Raw genomic sequence first — 23,623 nt, forward strand, 5'->3', positions numbered from 1 at the left:
CCTAATGACTGTAGCGCTTTCACGTGCCTGACTCGTACCTACATTATCTTGAATTATCTATACGTAAATGAGATGTCATGGCTAAGAGATAATAACCATGCCATGACAATAAGAAAAGTTAAGCAGCAAGTAGGTGGCTTAAGCTTTGCTGCCCCACATCAAGCGCTTGTTTGCTGACAGGGCGATTATTCTCAAAACCATCTAAGTGATGATCGACCGCCATGATAACATCAGCGATGCAGGCTAACGTACTGTCTTCGATACGTCGTCCGCCTTCGATACGCTTTTCAATGTAGTTGGCTAGCTGACTCAGCATGCTGGAAGGTGTGGGCAGTTGTAAGAAGCGTACTGCGCCTGCTACTTGACGCATCATCCCAGGAATATTTTGGATATTGAGCATATCGCGCTCAGGCTCCGCCAAATAATCATTGATGGCTTGCTCGGCACTAGCAATAGCAGTTCGGCTTTCTTGTATCAAGGTATCATTAGCCGTATTAAGCTGATGCAATGAGATATGCGGGTTATTCAGTGGCAGATAGATTGCCCCTGGTGTATGCATCTCTGCCATGGCAATGGCGGCGTTCTCTGCATGCATTAACGCTAGTAGCAAATGATCAAAATCGTCAGGGGAAGGTGCTTGCCAATGGCTCACAGCTTCTGCTGCTTCGCTAAGACTATTGGCTGCGTTGGACAGACCTAATAAACGTAATGCTGAACTAAGCTCAGTCAGCTCTTCGATAATTTGCGCGGTCTGCATATCAATAGGGTTGATTGAATCGCCACGTGCATAACTATCGACGTGTTCTTTAATATTATTGATCTGATTTTGAATAATTGTGTTTAACGTATCGGTAAGTTCGCGGTTAGGACCGAATAAAAAGCGTTTCATTTGTTCTAGCTGAGCACCTTCTAAATGGTTACTGGCATACTGTTCACGTAGTTGATGCGCTTGCTCGTTATCACGTTGACAGGCAAAGCTCACTAAATCTGCAAAGCGGGTATCCATGACTGGTAAATAGCTTTGAAATTGCTGCTCTAAATAGATAAGTGTGTGTTTTTGACTCAAGTTTAATGGTAATACTGCTGCGATATCAGTCACAGCAGCAGTCGCCGCTTGCCAAAATAAGCTATCAGTATTTGAGGCAATTAATGCACAAGCTGCACTCATAGCATCCAGCTTTTGCTGATCTGCTGAGTCAATTTTGCCATCTTGATTGAGTAGTGCAATGCTAAGGCCACTACGATACGCGTTGGTCAGCAGCTCTGTGTCTAGATTAAGCGTGCTTAGAGATTCAAAGTTTTGTTCAGGGTTGGCGATGATGACACTACTGCTACCAAATGCAGAGAAATAGTCTGCCGTAATAGGAGCTTCTTGACTATGCGCATTAAGCTTGTTGATTACAGGTATCAGTAGAGTAGGCTCTACCGATTCAGTCAAGAGGACAAACTCAACATAACGATCCAAGGTCATGATGGCTTCTGATAGATCCATGATCAAATCAGTATCGTTATTATCACCATTGTCATAAAGTCTCTGTAAACCACCAACAATGGCATCATTCAATGCTTCTGCACCGACCAAAGAAATGAGTTTGAAAATACAAGACAGCTGCTTTAATACTTCGATAGAATCTGACAACAAAGGCGCCTGACTACTATCATCATTGAACTCACCTAAATGAATCTCGGTATCTTTAAGCGTTGCTATAACCTCATCATGCAGTAAATGGAGTGATGGTAGGTTAAAATCAGTAACACTAAGCGTTGGGGCGGTTAGCTTCATTTGCGCAGACTGGTCCATAAGTATTTTTCCATAATGTACTGATGAGAATAGCAATATAAATTTGATTCAGAAAGTATTGGCTAGTGATGTTTTAACGCTTTCTATCATAATAATCAAGACTAAATTATACAAATGTCGGTTCAATAAAAATTCGAACGACAATTACATGCTAGCTTTTAGGGCAGGATAATCTTCTGCCAAAGCCGCATACCAGCTTTGGTCAGCAGTTTCATCCGCCGTTGATGCCAGCAATAAATTCGCTAAATTGGCGAAACTTGCATGAGCGGTTTGTCCGCCATCGGTATCTGTATCCTCTTCGATGGCAAGCGTGACCTGTCCACCAGTCATCGCCAGATAAACTTCGGCTAAAATCTCTGAGTCAAGTAATGCCCCGTGAAAAGTACGGTCTTGCTTACCAACATTTAGGCGACGCACGAGGGCATCTAGCGTGTTTTTTTGCCCAGGATACTGCTGCTTGGCCATCGCCAGTGAATCGGTTACTTGCACTCGATTAGCAAAATCATTCAGACCAACTTTTGCAAACTCCATATTTAAGAAGTTCATATCAAAAGTAGCGTTATGAGCGATAATCTCAGCGCCGTCCATAAAGTCATACAAAGACTGAGCAACTTGATCAAAGGTCGGCTTGTCAGTCAAAAATGCTTCAGAGATACCATGAATACGAATGACTTCATCATCCATACCGCGCTGCGGATTGATATAAACGTGCAGCTTTTCACCAGTAAACTTACGTCCGACCAGCTCCACAATACCGACCTCGATAATACGGTCGCCTTTTAGTGCATCAAGCCCTGTAGTTTCTGTATCCATGATAAGCTGGCGATCTGCTTCATGGCGGTGTATCGGCTTTGGTAGTAGCGGCTTAAAATATGGGTTGGCACGGCTAGTATCCCCATCGAACTTAGGGGCATCAGATTCTACACTTGGCAACATATCGTTGTCGACGGTATCATCTAGGTGCGTTTGAATATCTGGCATAGCTTTGGTACTCGTCGGGTTGTATGTATTGTCTTGATGGTTGCTAAATTCTACAGCAATGTTTTCATTCATATTACGATTGTCAGCAGCACTCTGACTATCTTCTTTTAGCGGCTCAGGTTCTAATAGCGCTTCATCAAACTCATCGTCCATCATATCTAAACCCAATGGATCGAAACTTAGCCAGTCAGCGCTAGACGATTTTTGCAAGGTATCCGTGTTAGCGTCAGTATTAGTATCAATATCAGTCGCTATGTGGTCTTTTTTTTTAGTCGTATCTGCTTCACTGACTATAGCTGAATGCCCGCTGTTTGAGGTGACACCTAAGTTTGCCAGCTCGTCTGCTTTTTCATTACCAGCATGTCCAGCGTGACCTTTGACCCAATGCCAGCTAACATCACGCTGTTGGCAGAGTTTATCCAATTGTTGCCATAGGTCTTGATTGGCGACTGGCTTTTTACTGGCAGTTTTCCAACCCTTTTTCTTCCAGCCTTCAATCCATTCAGTGATGCCTTTTTTGACATAACTGGAGTCGGTCCAAATCTCAAGAGTATGCTCATGCGGGCTATGGGTCAGGGCTTGTATCGCACCCATTAGCTCCATACGGTTGTTGGTGGTTTCTTTGTCACCGCCGTACAAATCTTGCGTGCTGCCATCACTAAATATAAGATGTGCGCCCCAGCCGCCAGCGCCAGGATTGCCTTTGCAAGCACCATCAGTATAGGCCACAGTGGTATCTGTTTTAGCCGCCAATGGATCAATCGCGTTGTCTTTATGAGTGTTTGGCATTGAATTACGGTTGTCTGACATAAAAGAGTATGGACCTGATAAGTGGTAAGCATAGGGTAGTACTAGAGCATCTCGTTTACGTTATTCGAACGATGATGATGACGTTGTGAGTATAGCAAATCTATCATAAATATGGGCAGTCGTGACGCACAAAGTCATAAAACCCTTACGGTAACTTATAACATAATAGTAACGTCCTAGTTTTCTGTTAAAATAGCGAAGCTCGCTGAAAGCCACTGGTTTTTTAATTGTAGAGATGTCTTTGCTACCAAGATGCCTAAGCGCATTTTTCTTATACAGCTATCTAGTGACATTTTGACAATAGTACACTTAATTAAAGTTTTTAATGCATGATTGCAGGATAACCCCATTATGTCCTTACGCTCGAATTTATTTAATAAGAGACTGACCTATTTGATGCTCAGTGTGACTACCAGCAGCGCGATTTTTCTGAGCGCTTGTAATGATACTAGCCCTCAAGCAGATACCGAAGTCGCGTCCGACCTGTCTGTCTTTGAGGGTTGTTATACGGTGAGTCAAGATGAGCCTGCTCAGATAAAAGTCAGCCAGCAAGACGACACTTGGGTAATGCAGATGAAAGAACCCGTCACTGCTAAGCGCGTCTGGGATACTCCAGAGCCGTTAGAAGTGATTGAAAATAGCGACATACCGCAGTTCTTCTCTATCGATCCAGACAATGTCGATGCGGTTATTGGTCGTCCTGATCGAGTGCTTGTACTGGCTCATGTCAAACCAGCTTACGCAAACATTGATCCGCTCTTAGACAGTGAGTACTTGTCGTATATTTACCGAGGTGCGAATACGATCTACCGCGTGGAATGTGATGAGGTGAATACTGATATTTTAGCCAACCCACATGCCAATCTTGTTATCGATAATGTTGATGACAGTATTTAAATAAGCATTGATGATAGTATTTAGATAAGTATCGACTATAAATATCATTGTTGGTCGATGATATTTGCATAGACAGTATTTTGTTATAAACAGTCATACCATTAGAGTTAAGCGATATGAATTTTTTCAGTTACGTAGTGTTAGGTGGGTTCTCTTATGCAGCTGGTTGGGCGGTAAGGACGTATGTACTAGACAAACAACCGACGCCTGAGCAGCCTTATAATTTAAAACACCCTGCGATTTTGGCATATTTGGGTGCATTTTTTATTATCATGTTGATCGTCTCGTGGCTGCTTGGTCGCTATGCACTTGGTCATGCTGCGATTGATTTACCTTTCATTATTATCAATAGTCTCGTTGCGACATTCGTCTACTCGTTTGGTCTTAATCCAGAAAAAGCTAATTATGAAGTACCTGATTAAAATACAGTATTGAATGAATTGTAAATAACAAAAGCCACGACCGAAATATTAATTCGCGGTCGTGGCTTTTTTAATACTGTGATTATGAACCACTTTTTTTAATCGCTGAAAGTATTAATATTTATGAGGCTTTCTTAAGATTAGTACCAGTCTCGTCGCTGTCTTTCTCATCAGTACTAGTTTTATCGTTATCAGTCTTATCCGTGTCGTTCTTATCTTCTAACTTATCCTTAGTAGCTGATTGTTCTTGCTTCCATTCTTTGTATTTTTGCAGATCTTTTCTAGCCTGCTTTAGACAGAACTTAAGTACTAGCGCATCATCGATATGGCCGATAAACGGAATAGAATCAGGAATGAGGTCAATTGGATTTAGCACATAGAGCGCACCGATAACGCCAGCTGAGATTGTCTTAAAAGGAATCTTACGGTAGTCACCTTTATAATAGTCTTTGACAAGACTCATAAATAGCATTAGATCATCACTAAACGGTTCAAGGTAGCCGCTATCTTCTAACTTTTCTTTCAGCTTATCTTCTTTGCCCAGCAAGTATTCTAAATTAGAGTCAAGTGACTTGTTTTTATCGGTTTTTTTATTAAACATAATTATTACCTTTTGTTTTTTGCGATGAATTTGTATTTACAGTAACAAATCTAGTCGACCTATATTGTGTGTCTCAGTAGCGAAAAAGTAAATATCGGTAAAGATTAGGCAACCATTAGTGTGAGAAAAGCGTCTACAATATGCTGCCACAAGGTCTAAAAACATAAGTCATAAAAAATAAAAGCGATAAGGTAGCAGCAAGATATGGGGATTAAGCGTCAGTCATGGACAGATGATAACAATAGTCGTGCAACCGAAACAACATCTGGGCTAAACCGTCGGCAGTTTCTACGTCGAATCGGTGTGAGTGCAGGCACAGCAGTATTAGCGAGCCAAGGTATGTCTCAAGCGCTTGCAGCCAGTCCTATCGATTCTGATCATAGTACGCAGCTGACTAAAGATGATCTGCCAACTTCGCTGTTGAATGATAGCTCATCATCACAAACGTCACAGGAGTCACTGACGCAGACAGGTTGTATCACGCCTACGATTGAGACGCGGCTTTTTGCTAGCTCTAACGTTGGTGGTAGTGATGAGCGTAATCAGTTGGCATTAGATCGGGTGGCTTGTGCTGGGTTTAAAGTAGAAAATCCTGCTATTACCAATCGTCAGTATTTACGCTTTGCGGGAACGGACTCACAGCGTGCTAGCGATTTTCAAAATCTTGCCACTGGAGCAATAGCCGCGCCAAAGCTGCTGTTAGGTGTGCGCGGTGGTTACGGTGCCATGCGTATATTGCCTATGGTGGACTGGTCGACGCTAGGACGCATTATGAAGGAGCGCGGCACGATACTCGCAGGCTTTAGCGATGTGACGGCTATTCAGTGTGCGCTATTGGCAAAAGGGTCAATGAGCTCGCTTGCCGCACCGATGCTCTATAGTGAGTTTGGTAAAACTGCGCCTGATAAGGTCAGCTGTCAGCAGTTTGTTGAAGTGTTAACCAATTCCAATCTAACTATCAGCATACAAGATGCTTCATTAACCAGTCAGCAGCTACCTGCCATACTGACAAAGGGTGAGCCGAAACCATTAACTGGTACGATTTGGGGTGGTAACTTAAGTGTCGTGTCAGCGCTGGCAGGTAGTGAGTATTTACCGCGTATTGATGGTGGTATTGTATTTCTAGAAGATGTCGGTGAGCAGGCGTATCGTATTGAGCGCATGTTATATGACTTATATCTCGCAGGTGTCTTTAAAAATCAGCAAGCGATTGTATTTGGGGCATTGTCTGGTGCAGGTGAGGATAGCTATGACAAACGTTATGATGTCGCCACAGTCATTCGCCAACTACATGAATTGACAGGATTACCGATATATAGTGGTATGCCTTTTGGTCATATCGGCAAAAAATACAGTTTTCCGCTGGGAGCGACTTGCCAGCTGAGTCCTGATGTAAATGGTGGCTATCAGTTGGCATTTACCGACTACCCAACTATTAAAGCTGATTCTATCCAAGTAGAAGGCTTGTGGCAGACTGCTTAAACGCTAATCACTGTCCTTTTTAAATAGCCAACCGCGAAAACTTATCTTGATACTCTTTAGGCGTTAGCTCTGTCGCGCGTTTGAACAAGCGCGTGAATGAAGAGATATCATCATAACCTACTTGATCGGCAAGCGACTTTATCGATACATCGCCTAACTCAAGTAAGCGTTTAGCTTGTTCAATTCTAACGGCCTGAATATACTCAATCGGTCGCATTGCTACGCAGGACTGGAAGCGCCTGTTTAAAGTGCGCGGGGTAATATTTACCATAGTGGCTAAACTACTGACCTGCAAAGAATGCTGAAAGTTTTCTTCGATATATTCTTGGACTTGTTTAATCAAATGGTCGGAATGTGGCTTGTGCAGGGTCACATTGGTATAGCTATTTTGACTGCCTCTTTTGCTATCAATAATTTGAGTTTTTGCCACCTGTGTAGAAATCTCACGTCCGCAGTAACGCTCTATTAATAATAGCCCCAAATCATAAAAGGCGCTGCCGCCAGCTGCACAAAATATATTGCCCGAATGGTTTGTTGACTCGCTTCTTGAATGGGTAACAAACTGATTCTCTTGTAGATCTACCAATGGAAAATCTGCCTTAAATTTATTGGCATAGCCCCAGTGAGTGGTGGCTATCTTATGATCTAACAATCCTGCCTTTGCCAAAAAAAATGCACCGCTACAATTGCTTGCTATATCGGCCTTAGTATTCGCAAGCCGTACTAAATGTGGCAGCAGCTCACTGTTTTGTTTTAGCACCTTATCAATAGAGTCGCCAATAGTGGGTACGAGCAATAAGTCGCACTCTGTCACGTCTCGGATATCACAGTGGGCTTGCATGATTAACCGATTGCTGCACCTGATATCACCGCCACCTAAGCTTGCAATCTGTACATTAAATCGTGGCTCTACAGACTCATTCGAAAAGCGCTGCCAGCTGACCCCCGTGAATGAAAACAAGTCCAATGCGCCAGATAGTACACTACCGAGCACACCATCGAAGCCAAGAATAATCATTTTAAAAGGTTTGAAATAGGGCATAAGTCACTCGTTTCCTTTGCTGTGCTTACCAAAATAGCCATTATTTGGCTGATTTTAACCGGTTAGACACTCTGTTTATGTCTTATTTGACCATAATTATGTCATAAATGACAATACGGACAGGTGTCAAATTAGACTAATATCAATTGATAACCACATTTAATCAGTTAACGAGAATACTATGGCCGCAGATACCCTCCTAAACGATTTTGAATTACCTTTCCAATTGTATGATGTGCTAGGCACAGAATCACTCACTGAACACGCAAAGTTCTCCGAACATAGCCGCGAGACATTTGATGCTGTATTAGAGACGGCAAATAAGATTGCGACAGATTTATTTTTACCGCACAACCATATTGCGGATAAGAACGAGCCTCAGTTCGATGGTAAGAAAGTCAGCATGATAAACGATGTAAAGGTGGCTTTTGATGCGTTCCGCGAGTCTGGCTTTATCGCCGGTCGTTATAGCTTTGAAGATGGCGGCATGCAGCTGCCTGAGACGGTGATGACTGCTGTGGCAGGTTACTTTATGGCAGCCAATCCATCAACGACTGCCTATCCATTTCTGACCACTGCGGCAATCAACGTCATCTCTCATTTTGCTAGTGATGATATCAAAGCAGCCTTTATGCCGCGTATGCTGACAGGTGAATTTACTGGCACTATGGCTTTAACAGAGCCGCATGCAGGTTCATCACTTGCCGATATCAAAACCATCGCGGTAAAACAAGACGATGGCTCGTATCGCGTCAAAGGCAGCAAGATTTATATCTCAGCAGGTGATCATGAGCTGTCTGACAATATTGTACATTTGGTATTGGCCAAAGTGCCAGGTGGCCCAGGTGGCGTCAAAGGTATCTCTTTATTTGCCGTGCCTAAGTATCGCTTGAACGATGATATGTCTGTAGGCGAGCGTAACGATGTACATTTGACTGGGTTGATTCATAAGCTTGGTTATAGAGGTGCGACTTCTACGGCATTGAGCTTCGGTGATGAAGGCGATTGTCATGGTTATTTGATCGGCGAAGAGCATTTTGGCTTGCGTTATATGTTCAAGATGATGAATGAGGCACGTATCGCTGTCGGTTTTGGCGCTTCTATGATTGGTTATCGTGGCTATCAGTACTCGCTAGATTATGCCAAAGACCGTACACAAGGTCGCATTGCGCCAAACAATAAGCCTGAAGATGATGCAACGGCCATTATTCAGCATGGTGACGTAAAGCGCATGCTGTTGGCACAAAAAGCTTACTCTGAAGGCGGCATCTCATTATGTCTATATGGTTCAAACCTAATTGACCGTATCAATACCTGTGAAGACGAAACGCTAAAAAATGAGCTAACAGAGTTGTTGGATTTGCTAACGCCAGTGCTAAAAGCATGGCCATCTGAGTATGGCCCAAAAGCCAATGACTTAGGTATTCAGGTATTAGGCGGCGCAGGCTATACGCGTGAATATCAAGCTGAGCAATTTTGGCGTGACAATCGTCTAAATCCTATCCATGAAGGCACAAACGGTGTGCAGGCGCTAGATTTGTCATTCCGCAAGTTATGGCAAAAAGGTGGGTTAGGCATTCAAATCCTAAAACGTGAGATTACACAAGATTTAGAAAGTATCACTACGCCTGAGAGCGCGCAACTTGCAGGCAAGCTGATGCCTTACATGGGTCAGCTGCATGAAGTGCTCGTGCATTTGGGCAAAGTGTTGCAGACAGAAGAAGCGCTGACATTGACTGGTAATGCTCAAGCATTAATGAATATTTTTGCCTCAATTGTACTGAGCTGGATTTGGATTCGCCAAGCCAGTAAAGCCGAGCAGCTACTAAGTACGACGCAAGATGTCGAGCAGCAGAATTTTTATAAAGGCAAGATACAAGCGGCCAAATACTTCATCGATTGGGAACTACCATTAGTTAAACGCGACATCGAATTATTAACCAACACCAACTCGGTTTGCACTGATATGCAAGCGGACTGGTTCTAAGAACAACTCTAAGGAAAGAGACATGACAACGATAAACAAACAATGGCGCCTAAAAGCAAGACCTGTAGGCGAGCCAAGCGCTGAGACTTGGGATTATACCGAGACAGAAATACCGACGATTACTGATGGTCAGTTGCTGATTAAGGTTGAATACATCTCTATCGATCCGGCGATGCGGGGTTGGTTGAACGATGCCAAATCTTATATCGCACCAGTACAAATTGGTGAGGTTATGCGCGCCGGTACCGTGGGTGAAGTGATTGAAAGTAAAAATGAAAAATTTGCAGTAGGTGACTATGTCGCAGGTCACGACGGCGTACAGTCATATGCGGTCAGCGATGGTACTGGTCTGCATAAAGTTGATCCGAGCCTAGCGCCGCTGTCTTATTACTTGGGTGTACTCGGTATGCCGGGGATGACAGGGTATTTCGGTCTCCTAAAGACGGGTCAGCCAAAAGCGGGTGAGACCGTGGTCGTCTCTGGCGCTGCTGGTGCGGTTGGTAGCTTGGTCGGTCAGATTGCCAAAATTAAAGGCTGCCGCGTCGTCGGTATCGCGGGCGGTGCTGAGAAATGCAAGTTCTTGGTCGATGAGCTTGGGTTTGATGCGACGATTGATTACAAAAACGAAGATGTGAAAAAAGCACTAAAAAAAACCTGCCCAGACGGCGTCGATGTATACTTTGACAACGTAGGCGGTGATATCTTAAATGACGTGCTTACTCAGATTAATCTACATGCGCGTATCGTTATTTGCGGGGCTATCAGCCAATATAACAACACCACAGCAGTAAAAGGCCCATCGAACTATCTATCACTGTTGGTCAATCGTGCTCGCATGGAAGGCATCGTGGTGTTCGATAATATCAAAGAATACCCAATCGCCATGAAAGAGATTGCTGGCTGGATTCAGTCAGGTGATATGAAAGTGAAAGATCATATCGTTGAAGGTATCGAGACGTTCCCTGATACTTTGATGATGCTCTTTAATGGTGAAAACTTCGGCAAATTAGTACTTAAGGTAGAGGGATAGATCATGACACTGAATACAAATGGAATTGCATCAGATGTAGCTGGCAAACGAATTTTGATCACGGGCGGTGCATCAGGCATCGGGGCAGCAAGCGCGTTGTTGCTGGCCAGCCGCGGCGCAAAAGTCGTTATTGGTGATATGGCAGAAGAGATGGGTGAAGCGGTTGCCAAGCAAGGCCAAGATGCTGGCAACAGTATCGTCTTTAAAAAAGTAGACGTGACCAGTGGTGATGAAGTGCGTGCGTTGTTTGACTTTGCAGTAGAAACGCTTGGTGGCCTAGATGTTGTGGTGAATAACGCTGGTATCGACCACAAGCCTTCACCAATGCATGAGCTAAGTGATGATGATTTTGATCGTAATATCGCAGTGAATTTAAAAGGCGTTTGGCACTGTATGCGTGCTGCAGTCAATTGTATGCTGCCTAATGGCGGTGGTCATGTGATCAACGTCGCATCTATTGCAGGTTTGCGTTCAGCGCCTATGATATCAGCCTACAGTGCAGCTAAACATGGGGTCATGGGTCTGACCAAATCTGCTGCCCATGAGTATGCCCGTGCCAATATCCGTTTTAACGCTGTATGCCCAAGCTTCATTGATACGCCAATGGTACGCAATACCATGGCAACGATGGATGAGCGTACGCAGCAAGCAACGATTAAGGCCAGTCCACTGCGCCGCCTAGGAAACGTCAGTGAAATCTCTAGTGCGATTGCGTGGCTTGCCAGCGATGAAAGCAGCTTTATGAATGGCCATGCCTTCACCTTAGATGGTGGTATGCTAGCGTAACTGTGATCGTTGAGCGCTTTCAGTTTAGTTCATTAGTGCTCGATAATCGCTGTTAGTTTTGACAACGATTATCTGCATTTAGTTATCTGATTTTAGATACATGAATTTAGCGCTCAAGAATTATTGAAAATATAAAGTTTATAAAAATATAAGGAACAACTATGAAAGATTTATTTGATTTAACTGGTAAGGTTGCTCTAGTAACTGGTGCTAGCCGTGGTATTGGTGAGTCTATTGCCCGTCTATTGGCATCAAGAGGCGCACATGTGATTGTCTCAAGCCGCAAAATTGATGCGTGCCAAGCAGTCGCAGATAGCATCAAAGCTGATGGTCACAAGGCCAGTGCTTTCGCTTGTCATGTAGGAGACATGGAGCAAATTGACGCAATTTTTGAGCATATCAAAAGTGAATTTGGTCAAATTGATATCTTAGTTAATAATGCAGCAGCCAACCCTTACTATGGCCATATCTTAGACACGGATTTAGCCGCCTTTGATAAAACGGTTGAAGTTAATATCCGCGGTTACTTCTTTATGTCGACGGCCGCTGGCAAAATGATGAAAGAGCAGGGTGGCGGTGTCATCTTGAATACCGCATCAGTCAATGGTTTAGTAGCAGGCGATAAGCAAGGCATCTACTCAATCACCAAAGCGGCAGTCATTAGCATGACCAAAGCCTTTGCTAAAGAATGTGGCCCACTTAATATCCGTGTTAATGCGCTATTGCCAGGTTTGACAGATACTAAGTTTGCCTCGGCTTTGACTACCAACGATAAAGTCTTAAAAATGGCGCTACACTCAATTCCGCTAGGACGTGTGGCTGAGCCTGATGAAATGGCTGGTACCGTATTGTATCTAGTATCGGACGCTTCAAGCTATACTACAGGTGCGACTATCGTTGTCGACGGCGGTATGTTAGCTTAATTAGCAAAATACAGCATATAAGTTCAAGAACAATTTACTATGAAGAGCCGCATGAGATTCATTTTCATGCGGCTCTTTTGATTTGGTTTTTTAATGGAATGTTTAAGTAATCTTGGTTTTGCACTATCGAATAAATCGCTAATTTTGAATGAGGAACAGCGATATAATGGCATAATAAAGCTGCTAACCGCTACTTGAAAAATATAGGAATTAAGCATGGATTCAGTTATCAAAAATAAAATAAATATGATTTCTCAAAATAAAACATGGCTGTTTGTGCCAGCGACTCGCATCGATAGAGTAGCGAAAGCATTTGCTAGTGGAGCAGATGCGGTTATTGTCGATTTAGAGGATGCCGTTGCGCCAGAAGACAAAGCATCCGCACGTGAAGCATTGCAACAGTATCATGACAGTAAAGATTATCAGCCGATTTGGGTACGTATTAATAAGGCAGGTAGCGAGGAGTTTTTTAAGGACATAGTTCTCTGTCAGAAGATGTCACATTTAGCGGGAGTATTATTGGCCAAAGCTGAGCAAGTAGATGATATAGAAAGCGTACATCAGCTTACCAATTTACCCGTGATTGCACTGATTGAGAGTGCGATAGGATTGTATCAAATCGATAGTATGGCAAAAGCAGTCGGACTGGCCGCATTTAGTTATGGATTTTTAGATCTGTGCAATGATTTGCAAGTACAAGTAGGAACACCTGCCGCAGATATTATCGCCAATCAAATCCGCTATCAACTAATCCTGACGTCCAAAGTGCACCAATTATCGCCACCCATCGATACCATTTATCCTGACTTCAACAATAAAGTTGGACTGAGCGATCGAGTACAGTTATGGTCACAAATGGGGATGTCAGGAATGCTATGTATCCATCCCAAGCAAGTGGCAGTTGTCCAACAAACATTGCAACCAACAGATGAGACTTTGTTATTTGCACAGCATGTAGTCGAGGAGTATGAGCGGAGCGGGCAGGCAGTATTCAAAATAGATGGCGAGATGGTCGATGCACCAGTGATTGAGCGTAGTCGTCAACTGTTGGCAAAGTAGCAGGCCAATCCATATTTAGTTAAATATAAGTAGTCGGTTCAATATAATTTGGTTACTAGGGCGTGTCCTCAATTTAATCGATAGTTATCTAAATGGGTTGAAAACGGCTAAATCTTGCCAAATGGCGTCAAATAGCTGACTATTATCTGCGCTATTTTCCTTGTTTAACTGCGATTTATCTCATTTTTATCGCCATTCTTAAAATGAGGACACGCCCTAGAAAGCCGAGTGGAAGTATTACAAGCAGTATACTAAGCGAGACTGACACCGTACCTAATTTATAGAGGATTGACTATATAATGCTTTATCATAAACCATATCCATTCACATTCGATAACAGCATACTATGATTTTTATTAATAATAATATTAGCCTCAATGATAATGAGGTAGAGATCAGCGCCATACGAGCGCAAGGCGCAGGTGGGCAGAATGTCAACAAAGTATCTTCTGCCATTCACCTGCGTTTTGATATTAATAACTCAAGTCTGAGCGATGAGTACAAGCAGCGACTGATAAATAGTAAAGATAGCCGAATAACCAAGGAAGGCGTGCTAATTATCAAGGCGCAGCAGTTTCGAACGCAAGAGCGCAATAGAATAGATGCGCTTGAGCGTTTGCAAAGTTTTATCACCAAAACCACTTACGTGAATAAAACGAGAAGGCCTACCAAGCCAAGCAGAAATGCCAAACGTAAACGGGTGGATAAAAAGACCCAGCGCGGTAAGACAAAGGCTTTGCGCGGTAAAGTGGATTTTTAGAGAGTTATTTGGTCAATAGTTTAGTCATCTAGCTACTCAACTTGGAAAACTGCTCAATTATATATAGTATAAACTCAGCACTCCATAATAAGATAATCAGGCCAAGTGTGCATATCTATGTCACTGGCGGCAAGAGTAAGGTATAGCTAGCTAGCAGTATCAATATTATGTAAACTGAAATTAAGCTTGTTTTTGTGGACGCAATAATAAGGCGAGTCCAAGTGCTACAAAAGCGACGATACCAGATATCATATAACTGATACTAAAATCTCTAGTGATTTCTGCAAGATAACCTGCGGCTACTGGCCCAAGAGCCTGTCCACCTGAAAAAGCAAAAGTCAGCGCTGCGAGCGCACTTGCCGCCGCCGCAGGCCCGAAATAATCGCCTGCAGAAGCTGCCATGATGACAGGCACACTCCACACCACTAAGCCAAACAGAATAATTGACAAATACAGTCCTGAATGCCAATCAGTCAATCCGACCAAGAGGTAAGCGCTGGCAAGGAAAACAAAGGCCAAAGCAAGCCCAAGGCGTCTACCAATATGGTCAGAAATCCAGCCAAACAACATGCCTGAGAACATGCTAAGCAGTCCAATCCATGCCCATACACCACCAGCCGCCGCTTCACTCAGTTGATACGAGCCAACCATACTGGTCACTATGAAGGTAACGTAAACCATATAAGTAGCGCCATAAATAGCAAAAATGACACCTAGATGTACGAGTAGTTTAATATTGCTACGTTCTAGCTTTTTCTTATTTTTAACAGGTAAGGTAGGTGCGCGCCCAAAAGGGCTTTGGCTGACATTGTCTGGATGATTGCGAATCAAAGTAAAGGTAAGCCAAGCTACCGCAATATTAATTACGGCAAAAATTAGCCAACCTGTCTGCCAAGACAGTAGAGTAGAGATGGGTAAGAGTTTGGGTACGACAAATCCCGATAAAATGATACCAAATCCAGGCCTAGCCATGACCAGTCCTAGAGCAAGCCCGCGGTGTGAAGGGAAAAACCAATGCGACATGACGCTCATCACTGGTAAGACCACGCCGCCGCTACCAATACCCGTCAACACATATAGCGCGCAAAGTATGGGAAAACTGATGGTAAAAGCCATACCGAACATAGAGACTGCAATGAGGAGTAGACTAGCCGTCGCAGTCGTTCGAGTACCCAACCGAGGTAGAATAAAAGGGCTTAGAAGCACTGCAACCAGATATCCTATCAGGTTAGTGAATCCCAAGATTCCACTTTGAGTATAATTTAACCCTAAAGAAGGCGACATGGACGGTAGTAACATGCCAAATGCGAATCGTCCTAACCCAAGTCCACAGAACATTGCTATAGAGCCTGTCGCAGCGACTATCCAAGCGTAATGCAATTTACCCAATCTAAGGGGCGCAGTGTTATCTTGATTTCTTTGATCTGGACTGTCTTGTTGAGTCATTCCGTCAGCCATCACGAATCTCCATCAAGTTGAAAACTCGTAATATATATCGTTACTAAATTTAGATCGTAGGTAATGACTTCCTTGTTTTGAATAGTATCCATTTCACACTCATCCTTTTGTGCTTAATCCCTATCAGTCCTTTATTGAATACGCTTATATTCTAAGCATACTCATGTCCAATAAAATTAGTATAACCGCACCTGAACGTTCGTTCAATGAATGTGTAAAAAATCCTTGAAATGATTTACAGGCTACATTGTTATATTCACGCATAAAGAAAAAGCCAGCCCATTTAGATGGCTGGCATTCTGCTTGCTGTTCCTGACAGTTACCTACTAACTACTGTTTTTTGGCTATTATCTAATATCAGTTTATTAGCTAGCCAAGTCGTTTACTCAATTCAGGAAAGCGCTTGATCATAAATAGCATCAAGAGTAACGCCACAACTGCGATAGCAGCACCTGTATATCCTACGCTAGATAGTGAGATGTGCGTCACGGCATAACCACCAAATAGTGCACCCGTACCAATCCCCAAATTAATAATACCTGAGAACATCGACATCAGCATGTCTTGCGCATTGACATCGACCATGATGACTTTGGCCTGCATTGAGATAATCAGTAGCATGAGTGCCGCGCCCCACAGTAAGGCGATAAAGCTGAGCGCCCATACAGAGGTCACTGCTAGCAATAGCGCCAGCATAGACACGAGCATCAGTATGGTCGATATCAGCATCAATCTGGTATTGAACCGATCGCCCCAACGACTAAAAATCACACTGCCTACAATTCCTGCTGCCCCGAATAGTAACAGTACAAAAGTCGCAGCGTTTTCACTGATATTACCGACTTGGCGCATGAATGGTTCTATATAAGAATAAGCCGTGTAGTGGGCTGTAAAGACCAATAAAATAAGCAGGTATAGACAAACCAATAAGGGATTTTTAAGGAGTTCTGGAATCTTTCTAAAAGATCCTTCAAACATACTAGGTAGCGTTGGTAAGAGTCTCGCTTGTAGAATAAATATAATTGAGGCGATGACGCCAATACCGCCAAAGGTCGCACGCCAACCAAACCATTGTCCAACTAAGCGTCCTAGCGGCACACCCAGTACCATTGCTAACGACGTACCCGTCGCCAGTACGCTAAGCGCCATGGCTTTTTTGCCTTCAGGCGCGACGCGTATCGCGATTGCAGCTGTGATCGACCAAAATATTGCATGCGATAACGCAATCCCAACCCGACTAATGAGCAGCACATCAAAGCTCCAGGCAAATACCGACAGTACGTGACTGGCAATAAATACGGCAAAAAGACCCAAGAGTAAACGTTTGCGCTCAAATCGACTGGTCAATAACATTAGTGGCAATGACATCGCTGCGACAATCCAAGCATAGAGTGTCAACATCCAACCAGTCTCTGCCGTCGTAATAGAGAAGTCTTGGGCAATGTCGCTCAACAGCGCCACAGGGACAAATTCTGTGGTGTTCATAATAAAGGCACTAACGCCCATCAAAAATACTTGAAAATACTGAGTTCGGCGAGCGTTTGAGCTGGCCTCAAGGTTATGTGTCATAAAATCCAATACAGATGCAGATACTACGTGTGATAGGTCAAAGTGGGGTAGGCTTAATTAGAATACAAGGTTTGCGGGGCAAGATAGCAAGCCCACGTCGATCGTGAAAGGTGTTTTTTGATAAGGATTGTTAATTGAACGTTTATTGAGGATGCTTGAGCAATATGAAACTTATGAAACTATCGCTAATGATACTTAATGCGTTGGGATACTTGCTAATGATTAAACTACAATTCATTTAAAAAGAAGCGACACCAGTTGTCGTATAAGGTTTTAAACAGCTTTATTTTTATGTGAGCTTATACTATATTTATTAGATCAGGCAAAATAACATGAGATAAAAACCAGTTAACCCTCGGAGCGCAATGCTTCACTTCTTAACTGAGTTTTTAAACGCTATCTTAGTGATGTTTTTCCGGCCATGTTATTTACGTTTTATCCTAAACTTCTGCGCCTGTACAAACCCAAAAAATTATATTTATTAATAAACGAAAAACTTAGTAGAAAAGAGCTCGTTAACATTGCAAAAATATGAGCGATGTAACAGCGAAAAACTGTGGCTAAAAAGCCTATCAGTATTAAAAAAATACTGCCTTACCAGTTCGATTAATTTACTTAACTTTAGAGATAATGACGTCATTTAAACAATGGCGAATAGGCTCGGTTGGCTTAAAATCGGAATTTAGAATATAACAACAACGAAAAACTGCAGCTAAACAACCAGTCAAAATAATAAGGATATAAATATGACGATATTAACGTATCAGTTTGAACAAAAACGGTTAGATAATTTTAAGTGGTCGGGTGGCTCAAAGCTATCCGGTATAACGGCACTAGCAAATGATGAGAAAGGCCGAATACGAAAACAGCCATTGTTTTACCTCGAAACGGTTTCTGTAGACAGTTATGAAGATGATATTTATTTCGTGAATAATACCGATGAGACGCTCAGTTGGGTAGCGCCTTTTAAACCCTATCGAAATATAAAAGAAGCCAGAGCAAAGCTAGGCGATACCAGTGATGAAAACTTACGTAAAGTGACCCTCTATAGTGATGACATGGATCGTTTATACACGAACGTACTGCCTAAGCAGGGCGTGCGGATTGGTAGTACTCATATCATGTACGACAGTGATGCGATGATGCAGTGGTTTATACATGTGCCTTATAAGGGGCCAGATACTCATTATGCGATTTGGAAATTTAATATAGTGGAAAAGGGCGGGATTCGCGGAACGTATCCATTGCTATGGGATGATTTTAGTAAACCCTCGCATATGGTGAGTTGTGACTGTCTGTCTGAGCAGGCTGATATGCCGATAGAGGTCAATATTTATGAAGAGCGCTGTGCAATGCTTGACAGGCTTATCGGTTCATTTGGGGTGTCCAATGCTATATTCATATTGGCAATCAATGATGTGCTCTATCGTTATGGCGTGGGCTGGAGCGCGCCCTATAGCGAGTCGGATATACAAGCGCAAGACATTGCGATGAAACTAACAGAACAAAAGCCAGAAAATGCAGAAGCGGTGAAAGCCATTGTCCAAGCGGTTTATGATTTTTGGTTTAACGAAGGTTTTGCAAAAAATATCTCAATACAGGCTTGTGAGGAGCTTTTAAGCTTGTACCAAGCGCAGGTTGCCACCCAAAAACCAGTTTAATTTATAAGCCAAATGATCAAGAAAAAACCTAAATAACAATTAAAAAAGAAGAACCTTATGATGTTTCCTATTGAAAACAATGATACGTTTTTACTGTTTTTTCATGGTCTCGATTCAAGCAATGAGACCAGTAAATATAGGTGTATCACGCGTGAGCCAAAATACTGTCAAACGGTCAATTATCGAGAGAGTTTTGCAGAAATATTTGAGATTTATGATGCCTTGATTCGCGAGAAAATCGCACAGTACCCGCGAGTGGTGTTGGCAGGGCATTCGCTTGGTGGTTGGTTTGCCAATCATTTTGCCCATAAATATAACTTGCGCGCGCTATTGATTGCGCCTTGTATCTATCCAAATGAGGTATTAGCGGACCGTATCCCTGACGTAGTTGATATGAAGCTATCTTTTCCCACAACCAATACCGAGATGGTACGAGTTATGGTAGAAGTCGACGATGAAAGTCTTGATGTGGCAGTCGCTAGACGAACCTTGGTAAATCTGCCTGAGTGCTGGGAAGTCGATTATTTTGAAGGCGGTCATCATCGTATCGCTCGTAGTAGTGATATCTGGTATCACGTAACTCATCTGTGCGAAGATCCCATCGTTTGGATGGATGAGGCAACATATTATGGTGAAGACTGATAGCGAGTACAGTCAAAAAACCAGAGCAGCTAATGGATAAATAAACCGCTTAAAATAATCGATTGACATTAAAGACGATCGGTCATAATATCTATGCATGACGATTACTAAGCCAAAAGCCCGTCGAGGGCGTCCACCCAATGTTGAACGCGAGTTTACGGATACCCGTGAAGCTCTCTTAAGATCTGGGATGGAGATGTTGACAGAGCAAGGTTTTGCGACCACTGGTATCGATGCCATACTCAAACGCATCAATGTGCCTAAAGGTTCTTTCTACAATTATTTCAAAAACAAAGAAGCATTTGGACAGGAAGTGTTGCGGCAGTACGCGTTGTATTTTGCTCGCAAGCTAGATCATTGTTTTCTGAATGAGCAAGTATCTCCCATGCAGCGTATTAGTGACTTCGTTGAAGATGCAAAGTCAGGAATGATCAAGCATGAATTTCGACGCGGCTGTTTGGTAGGCAACTTGGGTCAAGAGATTGTCGTGTTGCCTGAGAGTTTTCGTTGTGAGTTAGAAGGTATATTACTTGATTGGCAAAAGCGTTTAGCGGCTTGCTTGCGTCTGGCAGTACAACAAGGACAAATACATTCTCATAGTGATTGTGATGAGCTTGCTGCTTTCTTTTGGATTGGTTGGGAAGGTGCGGTTCTGCGTGCTAAGTTAGTACAAGATGTCAGTCCATTAGATACTTTTTTCCGAGGTTTTGTAGCAGGAATACAGAAGTAATTTTTTATATATACTTTTAGACGAACGGTCTAAATTATTTTTTACTTATTTATAGACGATTGGTCTAAATAGGAGCTACTATGTTTAATGCAATATTAATTGAAAAAAATGACGATGTTTATCAGTCTAATCTGACTGAGATGCAGGATACACAATTGTCAGAAGGCGATGTCACGGTTCGTGTGGCATATAGCACGCTCAACTACAAAGATGGATTAGCCATTACTGGCCGTAGTCCTGTGGTACGTCAATTTCCAATGGTTCCAGGTATAGATTTAGCGGGCACTGTCGAAACAAGTAGCCATCCTCGCTACAAAGCTGGCGACAAAGTGTTGTTGAATGGATGGAGTGTGGGTGAGAAGTATTGGGGCGGTCTATCACAAAAAGCGCGATTAAACGGTGATTGGCTTATCCCGCTCCCTGAGTCGATGACTGAACGTCAGGCGATGGCGATAGGTACAGCAGGATATACCGCAATGCTTTGCTTAATCGCATTAGAGCGTCATGGACTCACACCAGAGCGTGGCGAAGTATTGGTGACGGGTGCTAATGGCGGCGTTGGCAGTTTTGCCATCGCACTTCTAGCAAACCAAGGTTACTCTGTCACTGCGTCTACGGGTCGCTTAGAGGAAGCAGAATACTTAAAGAGCCTTGGTGCAACGACGATCATTGACCGTGCTGAATTAAGTAGCCCAGGACGCGCACTTGGTAAGGAAAAATGGGCTGCCGCAATTGATTCTGTTGGTAGTCATACGCTGGCCAATGTCTGTGCCAGTACGTGTGAAGATGGTTTAGTCGCTACTTGTGGACTGGCTCAAGGTATGGATTTCCCTGCTACTGTTGCGCCATTTATTTTACGCGGTGTCAGTTTACTTGGTATCAATAGTGTGACACGACCTTATGATGAGCGTGTAGAAGCATGGCAGCGTTTGAGCACAAGCTTGGATATGAAGCAATTGGATGCAATCACCAGAGAGATTGGTCTAAGCGAAGTCATTCCGACAGCAAGTGAATTGTTGGATGGCAAGGTTCGTGGTCGAATAGTTGTTGACGTCAATCGTTAGGCTATCAAGCATAACTTTTAATACTTCAACCTTAACATTTCAATATTGAACCTCGTGTTAGCACATGAATAAATGATGCATCGAAAGGTCTAAGATTGAATGCGCAAAGTGAAAAATAATTATTCACAAACGGTCACAAATATCGGTATTTATTTTTTGTCATCTGATGTGCTATCATCGTTGAACGAACTATCGTGGGTTTAACAGTTTTGTTATCGCCGACCATGACAATAGTCTCATGGCGGCGTGACAAACCTTGCAACTTCCAGCACGATATAAAACAACTCTGGTAAAGCGCATGAGCCTGTACTCCGACAACCTCATTTGTGCCTGATTTTTTGCCTATCTGGGCGTATATCATACTTTTTCGTCGGAGTAACAGGAGTCTAAGGTGTTCAATATCATGAGCCACATTGCTAACCCATCTAAATATACCCGTCGTTATCACTCACGCCATTCTCTAGCGCAATATATTATCAATCAAATAGAGTCGCTTGAGCTGCGCCCGCAAGATATCGTCAAGCAAATGGGCTATCCTCTTAAACACACCATACCTGCCTATGACCGCCTGCGCCATGTACTGTCAAGCAAATTCCTTGGGCTTGATGGTAGCTATATGGATAAACATTTTACCGCTGATGAGTTTTTAGCAAAATTGTTTGCCGTGCTTGAAATACCGTATCAGCCATTCGCAGAAGATATTGCGCAGATTAAATACGACTTGGCGAATCACTCTAATACGCTACCTAGATATAGCTTACGAGCGGAAGTGGATTTCACATTTACGAGTGCTGATAACTGGATGTCTCGTGGTGCGGCTTCACGTTTTGCGCAAGTACACTTGCCTAGCGGTTTTGCTAAATTAGACGATGGTGCTCGTAAATCAGTGATTCAAGACAGCATCTGCGAGCATTATCAACAGTATGAGGGCAGTTTGCCATACGACGGTATCATCAAAGGCTATCGACTGACTATTGAACAAAATAACCATGTGGTCGACCATGCAGAGTATGGATTGCCAAAATCTAGCAGTATCTAAAAAACTTTGAATGTATAAGTAGTACGAGCTGTTAATTACATTGATTGAATAATCAAATTGACTAAAAAAATATAAAAAAGCCTCACTTTATCGTGGGGTTTTTTACGTTATGTTTTCTTGTAAGAGTCAAACACTGCTAAATATCAGTTTTATAAAATTCATTTTAGGCTTTAGGCTTCAGGTTTAGAGATGGCCCGCCATAAAATCACAAACAACGCATCAAACTCTGTATTTAACGGTGTTTCTGTTTGGCGAATGGTATGCATTAAACCAAGTCGACTGATAAACCCCATAAACACATCGAAGAGTATGTGCAGTGGGACAGTGTCATTGAGCACTCCGCGATTTTGACCATCTTCTAGTACCGCCAAAAACGCTCCAATCAGCTCTTTATTTTCGTAGATTGCGATATTACGTATCCGTGATGCCGACACAGATGAGAGCACCATCACTGCATCTGGGTGCGAGTCAACAAAATCAAAACATACCCACAGCGTCTTTCGCAGACGATCTTGGACGCTATCAATACCCTGTAAATGATCCATGATACGAGCAGCCAATCTGCCTAGCACAATATCCATAATGGTATAAAACAGCGTTTGTTTGTCGCCGAAGTACTTATAAAGCGTTTGCAGTGAGACATTTGCAGATTTTGCAATCTGTGCCATCGTCACCTCATTTGCGTCAAATCCTGCAAAGACCTTACGAACAGCTTGCTCAATTTTCTCCAAAGTTGCAGGCCGCATATCGGACAGGCGCGCTAGAGATCGAGTTTGCGTAAAGCTATCTGACTGACTAAAGGTGTTCATATTTATCACTTCTTGAAGTATTAGCTATTTGATATGTCCTACCAGTTAAATGATTTACTCGCTAATCTAA

At 42.9% G+C, this 23,623-nt stretch carries 21 protein-coding genes; 14 read left to right on the plus strand and 7 right to left on the minus strand.

The features are described 5' to 3' along the window. Positions 1-118 precede the first annotated feature (118 nt). Together ACQKCG_RS06925 and dnaQ are read right to left on the minus strand one after the other, a co-directional pair. A complete protein-coding gene (locus tag ACQKCG_RS06925) occupies positions 119-1,801 on the minus strand; it encodes a hypothetical protein (protein WP_201570143.1) in 1,683 nt (560 codons plus the stop codon). Positions 1,802-1,945: 144 nt separating this feature from the next. Then, a complete protein-coding gene (gene dnaQ, locus ACQKCG_RS06930) occupies positions 1,946-3,592 on the minus strand; it encodes a DNA polymerase III subunit epsilon (RefSeq protein WP_427585328.1) in 1,647 nt (548 codons plus the stop codon). Between the two features lie 351 nt (positions 3,593-3,943). On the opposite strand from dnaQ, the gene ACQKCG_RS06935 reads away from it, so the two are divergent. After that, entirely contained in the window at positions 3,944-4,489 is a 546-nt protein-coding gene (locus tag ACQKCG_RS06935) for a hypothetical protein (RefSeq protein ID WP_427585329.1), read from the plus strand. A 116-nt stretch (positions 4,490-4,605) separates the two neighbouring features. Next, on the plus strand, positions 4,606-4,911 hold the full coding sequence (locus tag ACQKCG_RS06940; protein ID WP_114700242.1) for a hypothetical protein: 306 nt from the start codon (positions 4,606-4,608) through the stop codon (positions 4,909-4,911). A 121-nt stretch (positions 4,912-5,032) separates the two neighbouring features. On the opposite strand, the gene ACQKCG_RS06945 is transcribed toward ACQKCG_RS06940, so the two are convergent. Further along, positions 5,033-5,512, minus strand: coding sequence for a YkvA family protein (locus tag ACQKCG_RS06945; protein WP_261870110.1), 480 nt, complete (start codon positions 5,510-5,512; stop codon positions 5,033-5,035). A 204-nt stretch (positions 5,513-5,716) separates the two neighbouring features. Here ACQKCG_RS06945 and ACQKCG_RS06950 point away from each other — a divergent pair, with 204 nt between their 5' ends. Continuing rightward, a complete protein-coding gene (locus ACQKCG_RS06950; protein ID WP_427585331.1) occupies positions 5,717-6,994 on the plus strand; it encodes an LD-carboxypeptidase in 1,278 nt (425 codons plus the stop codon). 19 nt (positions 6,995-7,013) lie between these two features. Here the strand turns inward: ACQKCG_RS06950 and ACQKCG_RS06955 are convergent, their stop codons facing one another. Further along, positions 7,014-8,036, minus strand: a complete 1,023-nt coding sequence (locus ACQKCG_RS06955) for a GlxA family transcriptional regulator (protein ID WP_414559783.1) — start codon at positions 8,034-8,036, stop codon at positions 7,014-7,016. Positions 8,037-8,217: 181 nt separating this feature from the next. On the opposite strand from ACQKCG_RS06955, the gene ACQKCG_RS06960 reads away from it, so the two are divergent. The 6 genes from ACQKCG_RS06960 (at position 8,218) to arfB (ending at position 14,581) form a co-directional block, all read left to right on the plus strand. Next, on the plus strand, positions 8,218-10,023 hold the full coding sequence (locus ACQKCG_RS06960; RefSeq protein WP_201570152.1) for an acyl-CoA dehydrogenase: 1,806 nt from the start codon (positions 8,218-8,220) through the stop codon (positions 10,021-10,023). Between the two features lie 22 nt (positions 10,024-10,045). Further along, a complete protein-coding gene (locus tag ACQKCG_RS06965) occupies positions 10,046-11,053 on the plus strand; it encodes an NADP-dependent oxidoreductase (RefSeq protein WP_102091185.1) in 1,008 nt (335 codons plus the stop codon). Positions 11,054-11,056: 3 nt separating this feature from the next. Continuing rightward, the gene (locus ACQKCG_RS06970) at positions 11,057-11,839 is read left to right on the plus strand and encodes an SDR family NAD(P)-dependent oxidoreductase (RefSeq protein ID WP_057760664.1); all 783 of its coding nucleotides are present in this window, start codon (positions 11,057-11,059) and stop codon (positions 11,837-11,839) included. 161 nt (positions 11,840-12,000) lie between these two features. Further along, positions 12,001-12,762: an SDR family oxidoreductase gene (locus tag ACQKCG_RS06975; RefSeq protein ID WP_101205627.1), complete on the plus strand. Its 762-nt coding sequence runs from the start codon at positions 12,001-12,003 to the stop codon at positions 12,760-12,762. 216 nt (positions 12,763-12,978) lie between these two features. Then, positions 12,979-13,821 (plus strand): HpcH/HpaI aldolase/citrate lyase family protein, encoded by an 843-nt coding sequence (locus tag ACQKCG_RS06980; RefSeq protein WP_201570153.1) that lies wholly within the window; start codon positions 12,979-12,981, stop codon positions 13,819-13,821. 346 nt (positions 13,822-14,167) lie between these two features. Then, on the plus strand, positions 14,168-14,581 hold the full coding sequence (arfB, locus tag ACQKCG_RS06985) for an alternative ribosome rescue aminoacyl-tRNA hydrolase ArfB (RefSeq protein ID WP_427585332.1): 414 nt from the start codon (positions 14,168-14,170) through the stop codon (positions 14,579-14,581). A 180-nt stretch (positions 14,582-14,761) separates the two neighbouring features. Here the strand turns inward: arfB and ACQKCG_RS06990 are convergent, their stop codons facing one another. Beyond that, the gene (locus ACQKCG_RS06990; RefSeq protein WP_414559419.1) at positions 14,762-16,039 is read right to left on the minus strand and encodes an MFS transporter; all 1,278 of its coding nucleotides are present in this window, start codon (positions 16,037-16,039) and stop codon (positions 14,762-14,764) included. 369 nt (positions 16,040-16,408) lie between these two features. After that, positions 16,409-17,608: a sugar transporter gene (locus ACQKCG_RS06995; protein ID WP_414559418.1), complete on the minus strand. Its 1,200-nt coding sequence runs from the start codon at positions 17,606-17,608 to the stop codon at positions 16,409-16,411. Positions 17,609-18,354: 746 nt separating this feature from the next. On the opposite strand from ACQKCG_RS06995, the gene ACQKCG_RS07000 reads away from it, so the two are divergent. From ACQKCG_RS07000 to ACQKCG_RS07020, 5 genes are all read left to right on the plus strand, one after another. Further along, on the plus strand, positions 18,355-19,269 hold the full coding sequence (locus tag ACQKCG_RS07000) for a hypothetical protein (RefSeq protein WP_427585333.1): 915 nt from the start codon (positions 18,355-18,357) through the stop codon (positions 19,267-19,269). A 57-nt stretch (positions 19,270-19,326) separates the two neighbouring features. Continuing rightward, positions 19,327-19,911 carry a YqiA/YcfP family alpha/beta fold hydrolase gene (locus ACQKCG_RS07005; protein WP_427585334.1) on the plus strand — a complete coding sequence of 195 codons (585 nt, stop codon included), beginning with the start codon at positions 19,327-19,329 and terminating at the stop codon, positions 19,909-19,911. Between the two features lie 97 nt (positions 19,912-20,008). Then, positions 20,009-20,641, plus strand: a complete 633-nt coding sequence (locus ACQKCG_RS07010) for a TetR/AcrR family transcriptional regulator (protein ID WP_414559415.1) — start codon at positions 20,009-20,011, stop codon at positions 20,639-20,641. Positions 20,642-20,721: 80 nt separating this feature from the next. Beyond that, entirely contained in the window at positions 20,722-21,705 is a 984-nt protein-coding gene (locus tag ACQKCG_RS07015; RefSeq protein ID WP_414559414.1) for an MDR family oxidoreductase, read from the plus strand. Between the two features lie 403 nt (positions 21,706-22,108). Beyond that, positions 22,109-22,744, plus strand: coding sequence for a hypothetical protein (locus ACQKCG_RS07020; protein WP_427585335.1), 636 nt, complete (start codon positions 22,109-22,111; stop codon positions 22,742-22,744). 170 nt (positions 22,745-22,914) lie between these two features. On the opposite strand, the gene ACQKCG_RS07025 is transcribed toward ACQKCG_RS07020, so the two are convergent. Beyond that, positions 22,915-23,553: a TetR/AcrR family transcriptional regulator gene (locus tag ACQKCG_RS07025; RefSeq protein ID WP_414559412.1), complete on the minus strand. Its 639-nt coding sequence runs from the start codon at positions 23,551-23,553 to the stop codon at positions 22,915-22,917. Between the last annotated feature and the right edge of the window lie 70 nt (positions 23,554-23,623).

The organism is Psychrobacter sp. NPDC078929 (assembly GCF_050267985.1).
GTDB lineage: Bacteria > Pseudomonadota > Gammaproteobacteria > Pseudomonadales > Moraxellaceae > Psychrobacter.

Excerpts from the sequence above, each read along its gene's own strand:
- ACQKCG_RS07025 (WP_414559412.1), bottom strand. The coding sequence starts at position 23,553 with ATGAACACCTTTAGTCAGTCAGATAGCTTTACGCAAACTCGATCTCTA.
- ACQKCG_RS06940 (WP_114700242.1), top strand. The coding sequence starts at position 4,606 with ATGAATTTTTTCAGTTACGTAGTGTTAGGTGGGTTCTCTTATGCAGCT.
- ACQKCG_RS06950 (WP_427585331.1), top strand. The coding sequence starts at position 5,717 with ATGGGGATTAAGCGTCAGTCATGGACAGATGATAACAATAGTCGTGCA.
- ACQKCG_RS06960 (WP_201570152.1), top strand. The coding sequence starts at position 8,218 with ATGGCCGCAGATACCCTCCTAAACGATTTTGAATTACCTTTCCAATTG.
- ACQKCG_RS06955 (WP_414559783.1), bottom strand. The coding sequence starts at position 8,036 with ATGCCCTATTTCAAACCTTTTAAAATGATTATTCTTGGCTTCGATGGT.
- ACQKCG_RS06935 (WP_427585329.1), top strand. The coding sequence starts at position 3,944 with ATGTCCTTACGCTCGAATTTATTTAATAAGAGACTGACCTATTTGATG.
- ACQKCG_RS07005 (WP_427585334.1), top strand. The coding sequence starts at position 19,327 with ATGATGTTTCCTATTGAAAACAATGATACGTTTTTACTGTTTTTTCAT.
- dnaQ (WP_427585328.1), bottom strand. The coding sequence starts at position 3,592 with ATGTCAGACAACCGTAATTCAATGCCAAACACTCATAAAGACAACGCG.
- arfB (WP_427585332.1), top strand. The coding sequence starts at position 14,168 with ATGATTTTTATTAATAATAATATTAGCCTCAATGATAATGAGGTAGAG.
- ACQKCG_RS07015 (WP_414559414.1), top strand. The coding sequence starts at position 20,722 with ATGTTTAATGCAATATTAATTGAAAAAAATGACGATGTTTATCAGTCT.
- ACQKCG_RS07020 (WP_427585335.1), top strand. The coding sequence starts at position 22,109 with ATGAGCCACATTGCTAACCCATCTAAATATACCCGTCGTTATCACTCA.
- ACQKCG_RS06975 (WP_101205627.1), top strand. The coding sequence starts at position 12,001 with ATGAAAGATTTATTTGATTTAACTGGTAAGGTTGCTCTAGTAACTGGT.
- ACQKCG_RS06925 (WP_201570143.1), bottom strand. The coding sequence starts at position 1,801 with ATGGACCAGTCTGCGCAAATGAAGCTAACCGCCCCAACGCTTAGTGTT.
- ACQKCG_RS06965 (WP_102091185.1), top strand. The coding sequence starts at position 10,046 with ATGACAACGATAAACAAACAATGGCGCCTAAAAGCAAGACCTGTAGGC.
- ACQKCG_RS06945 (WP_261870110.1), bottom strand. The coding sequence starts at position 5,512 with ATGTTTAATAAAAAAACCGATAAAAACAAGTCACTTGACTCTAATTTA.
- ACQKCG_RS07010 (WP_414559415.1), top strand. The coding sequence starts at position 20,009 with ATGACGATTACTAAGCCAAAAGCCCGTCGAGGGCGTCCACCCAATGTT.
- ACQKCG_RS06970 (WP_057760664.1), top strand. The coding sequence starts at position 11,057 with ATGACACTGAATACAAATGGAATTGCATCAGATGTAGCTGGCAAACGA.
- ACQKCG_RS06980 (WP_201570153.1), top strand. The coding sequence starts at position 12,979 with ATGGATTCAGTTATCAAAAATAAAATAAATATGATTTCTCAAAATAAA.
- ACQKCG_RS07000 (WP_427585333.1), top strand. The coding sequence starts at position 18,355 with ATGACGATATTAACGTATCAGTTTGAACAAAAACGGTTAGATAATTTT.
- ACQKCG_RS06990 (WP_414559419.1), bottom strand. The coding sequence starts at position 16,039 with ATGGCTGACGGAATGACTCAACAAGACAGTCCAGATCAAAGAAATCAA.
- ACQKCG_RS06995 (WP_414559418.1), bottom strand. The coding sequence starts at position 17,608 with ATGACACATAACCTTGAGGCCAGCTCAAACGCTCGCCGAACTCAGTAT.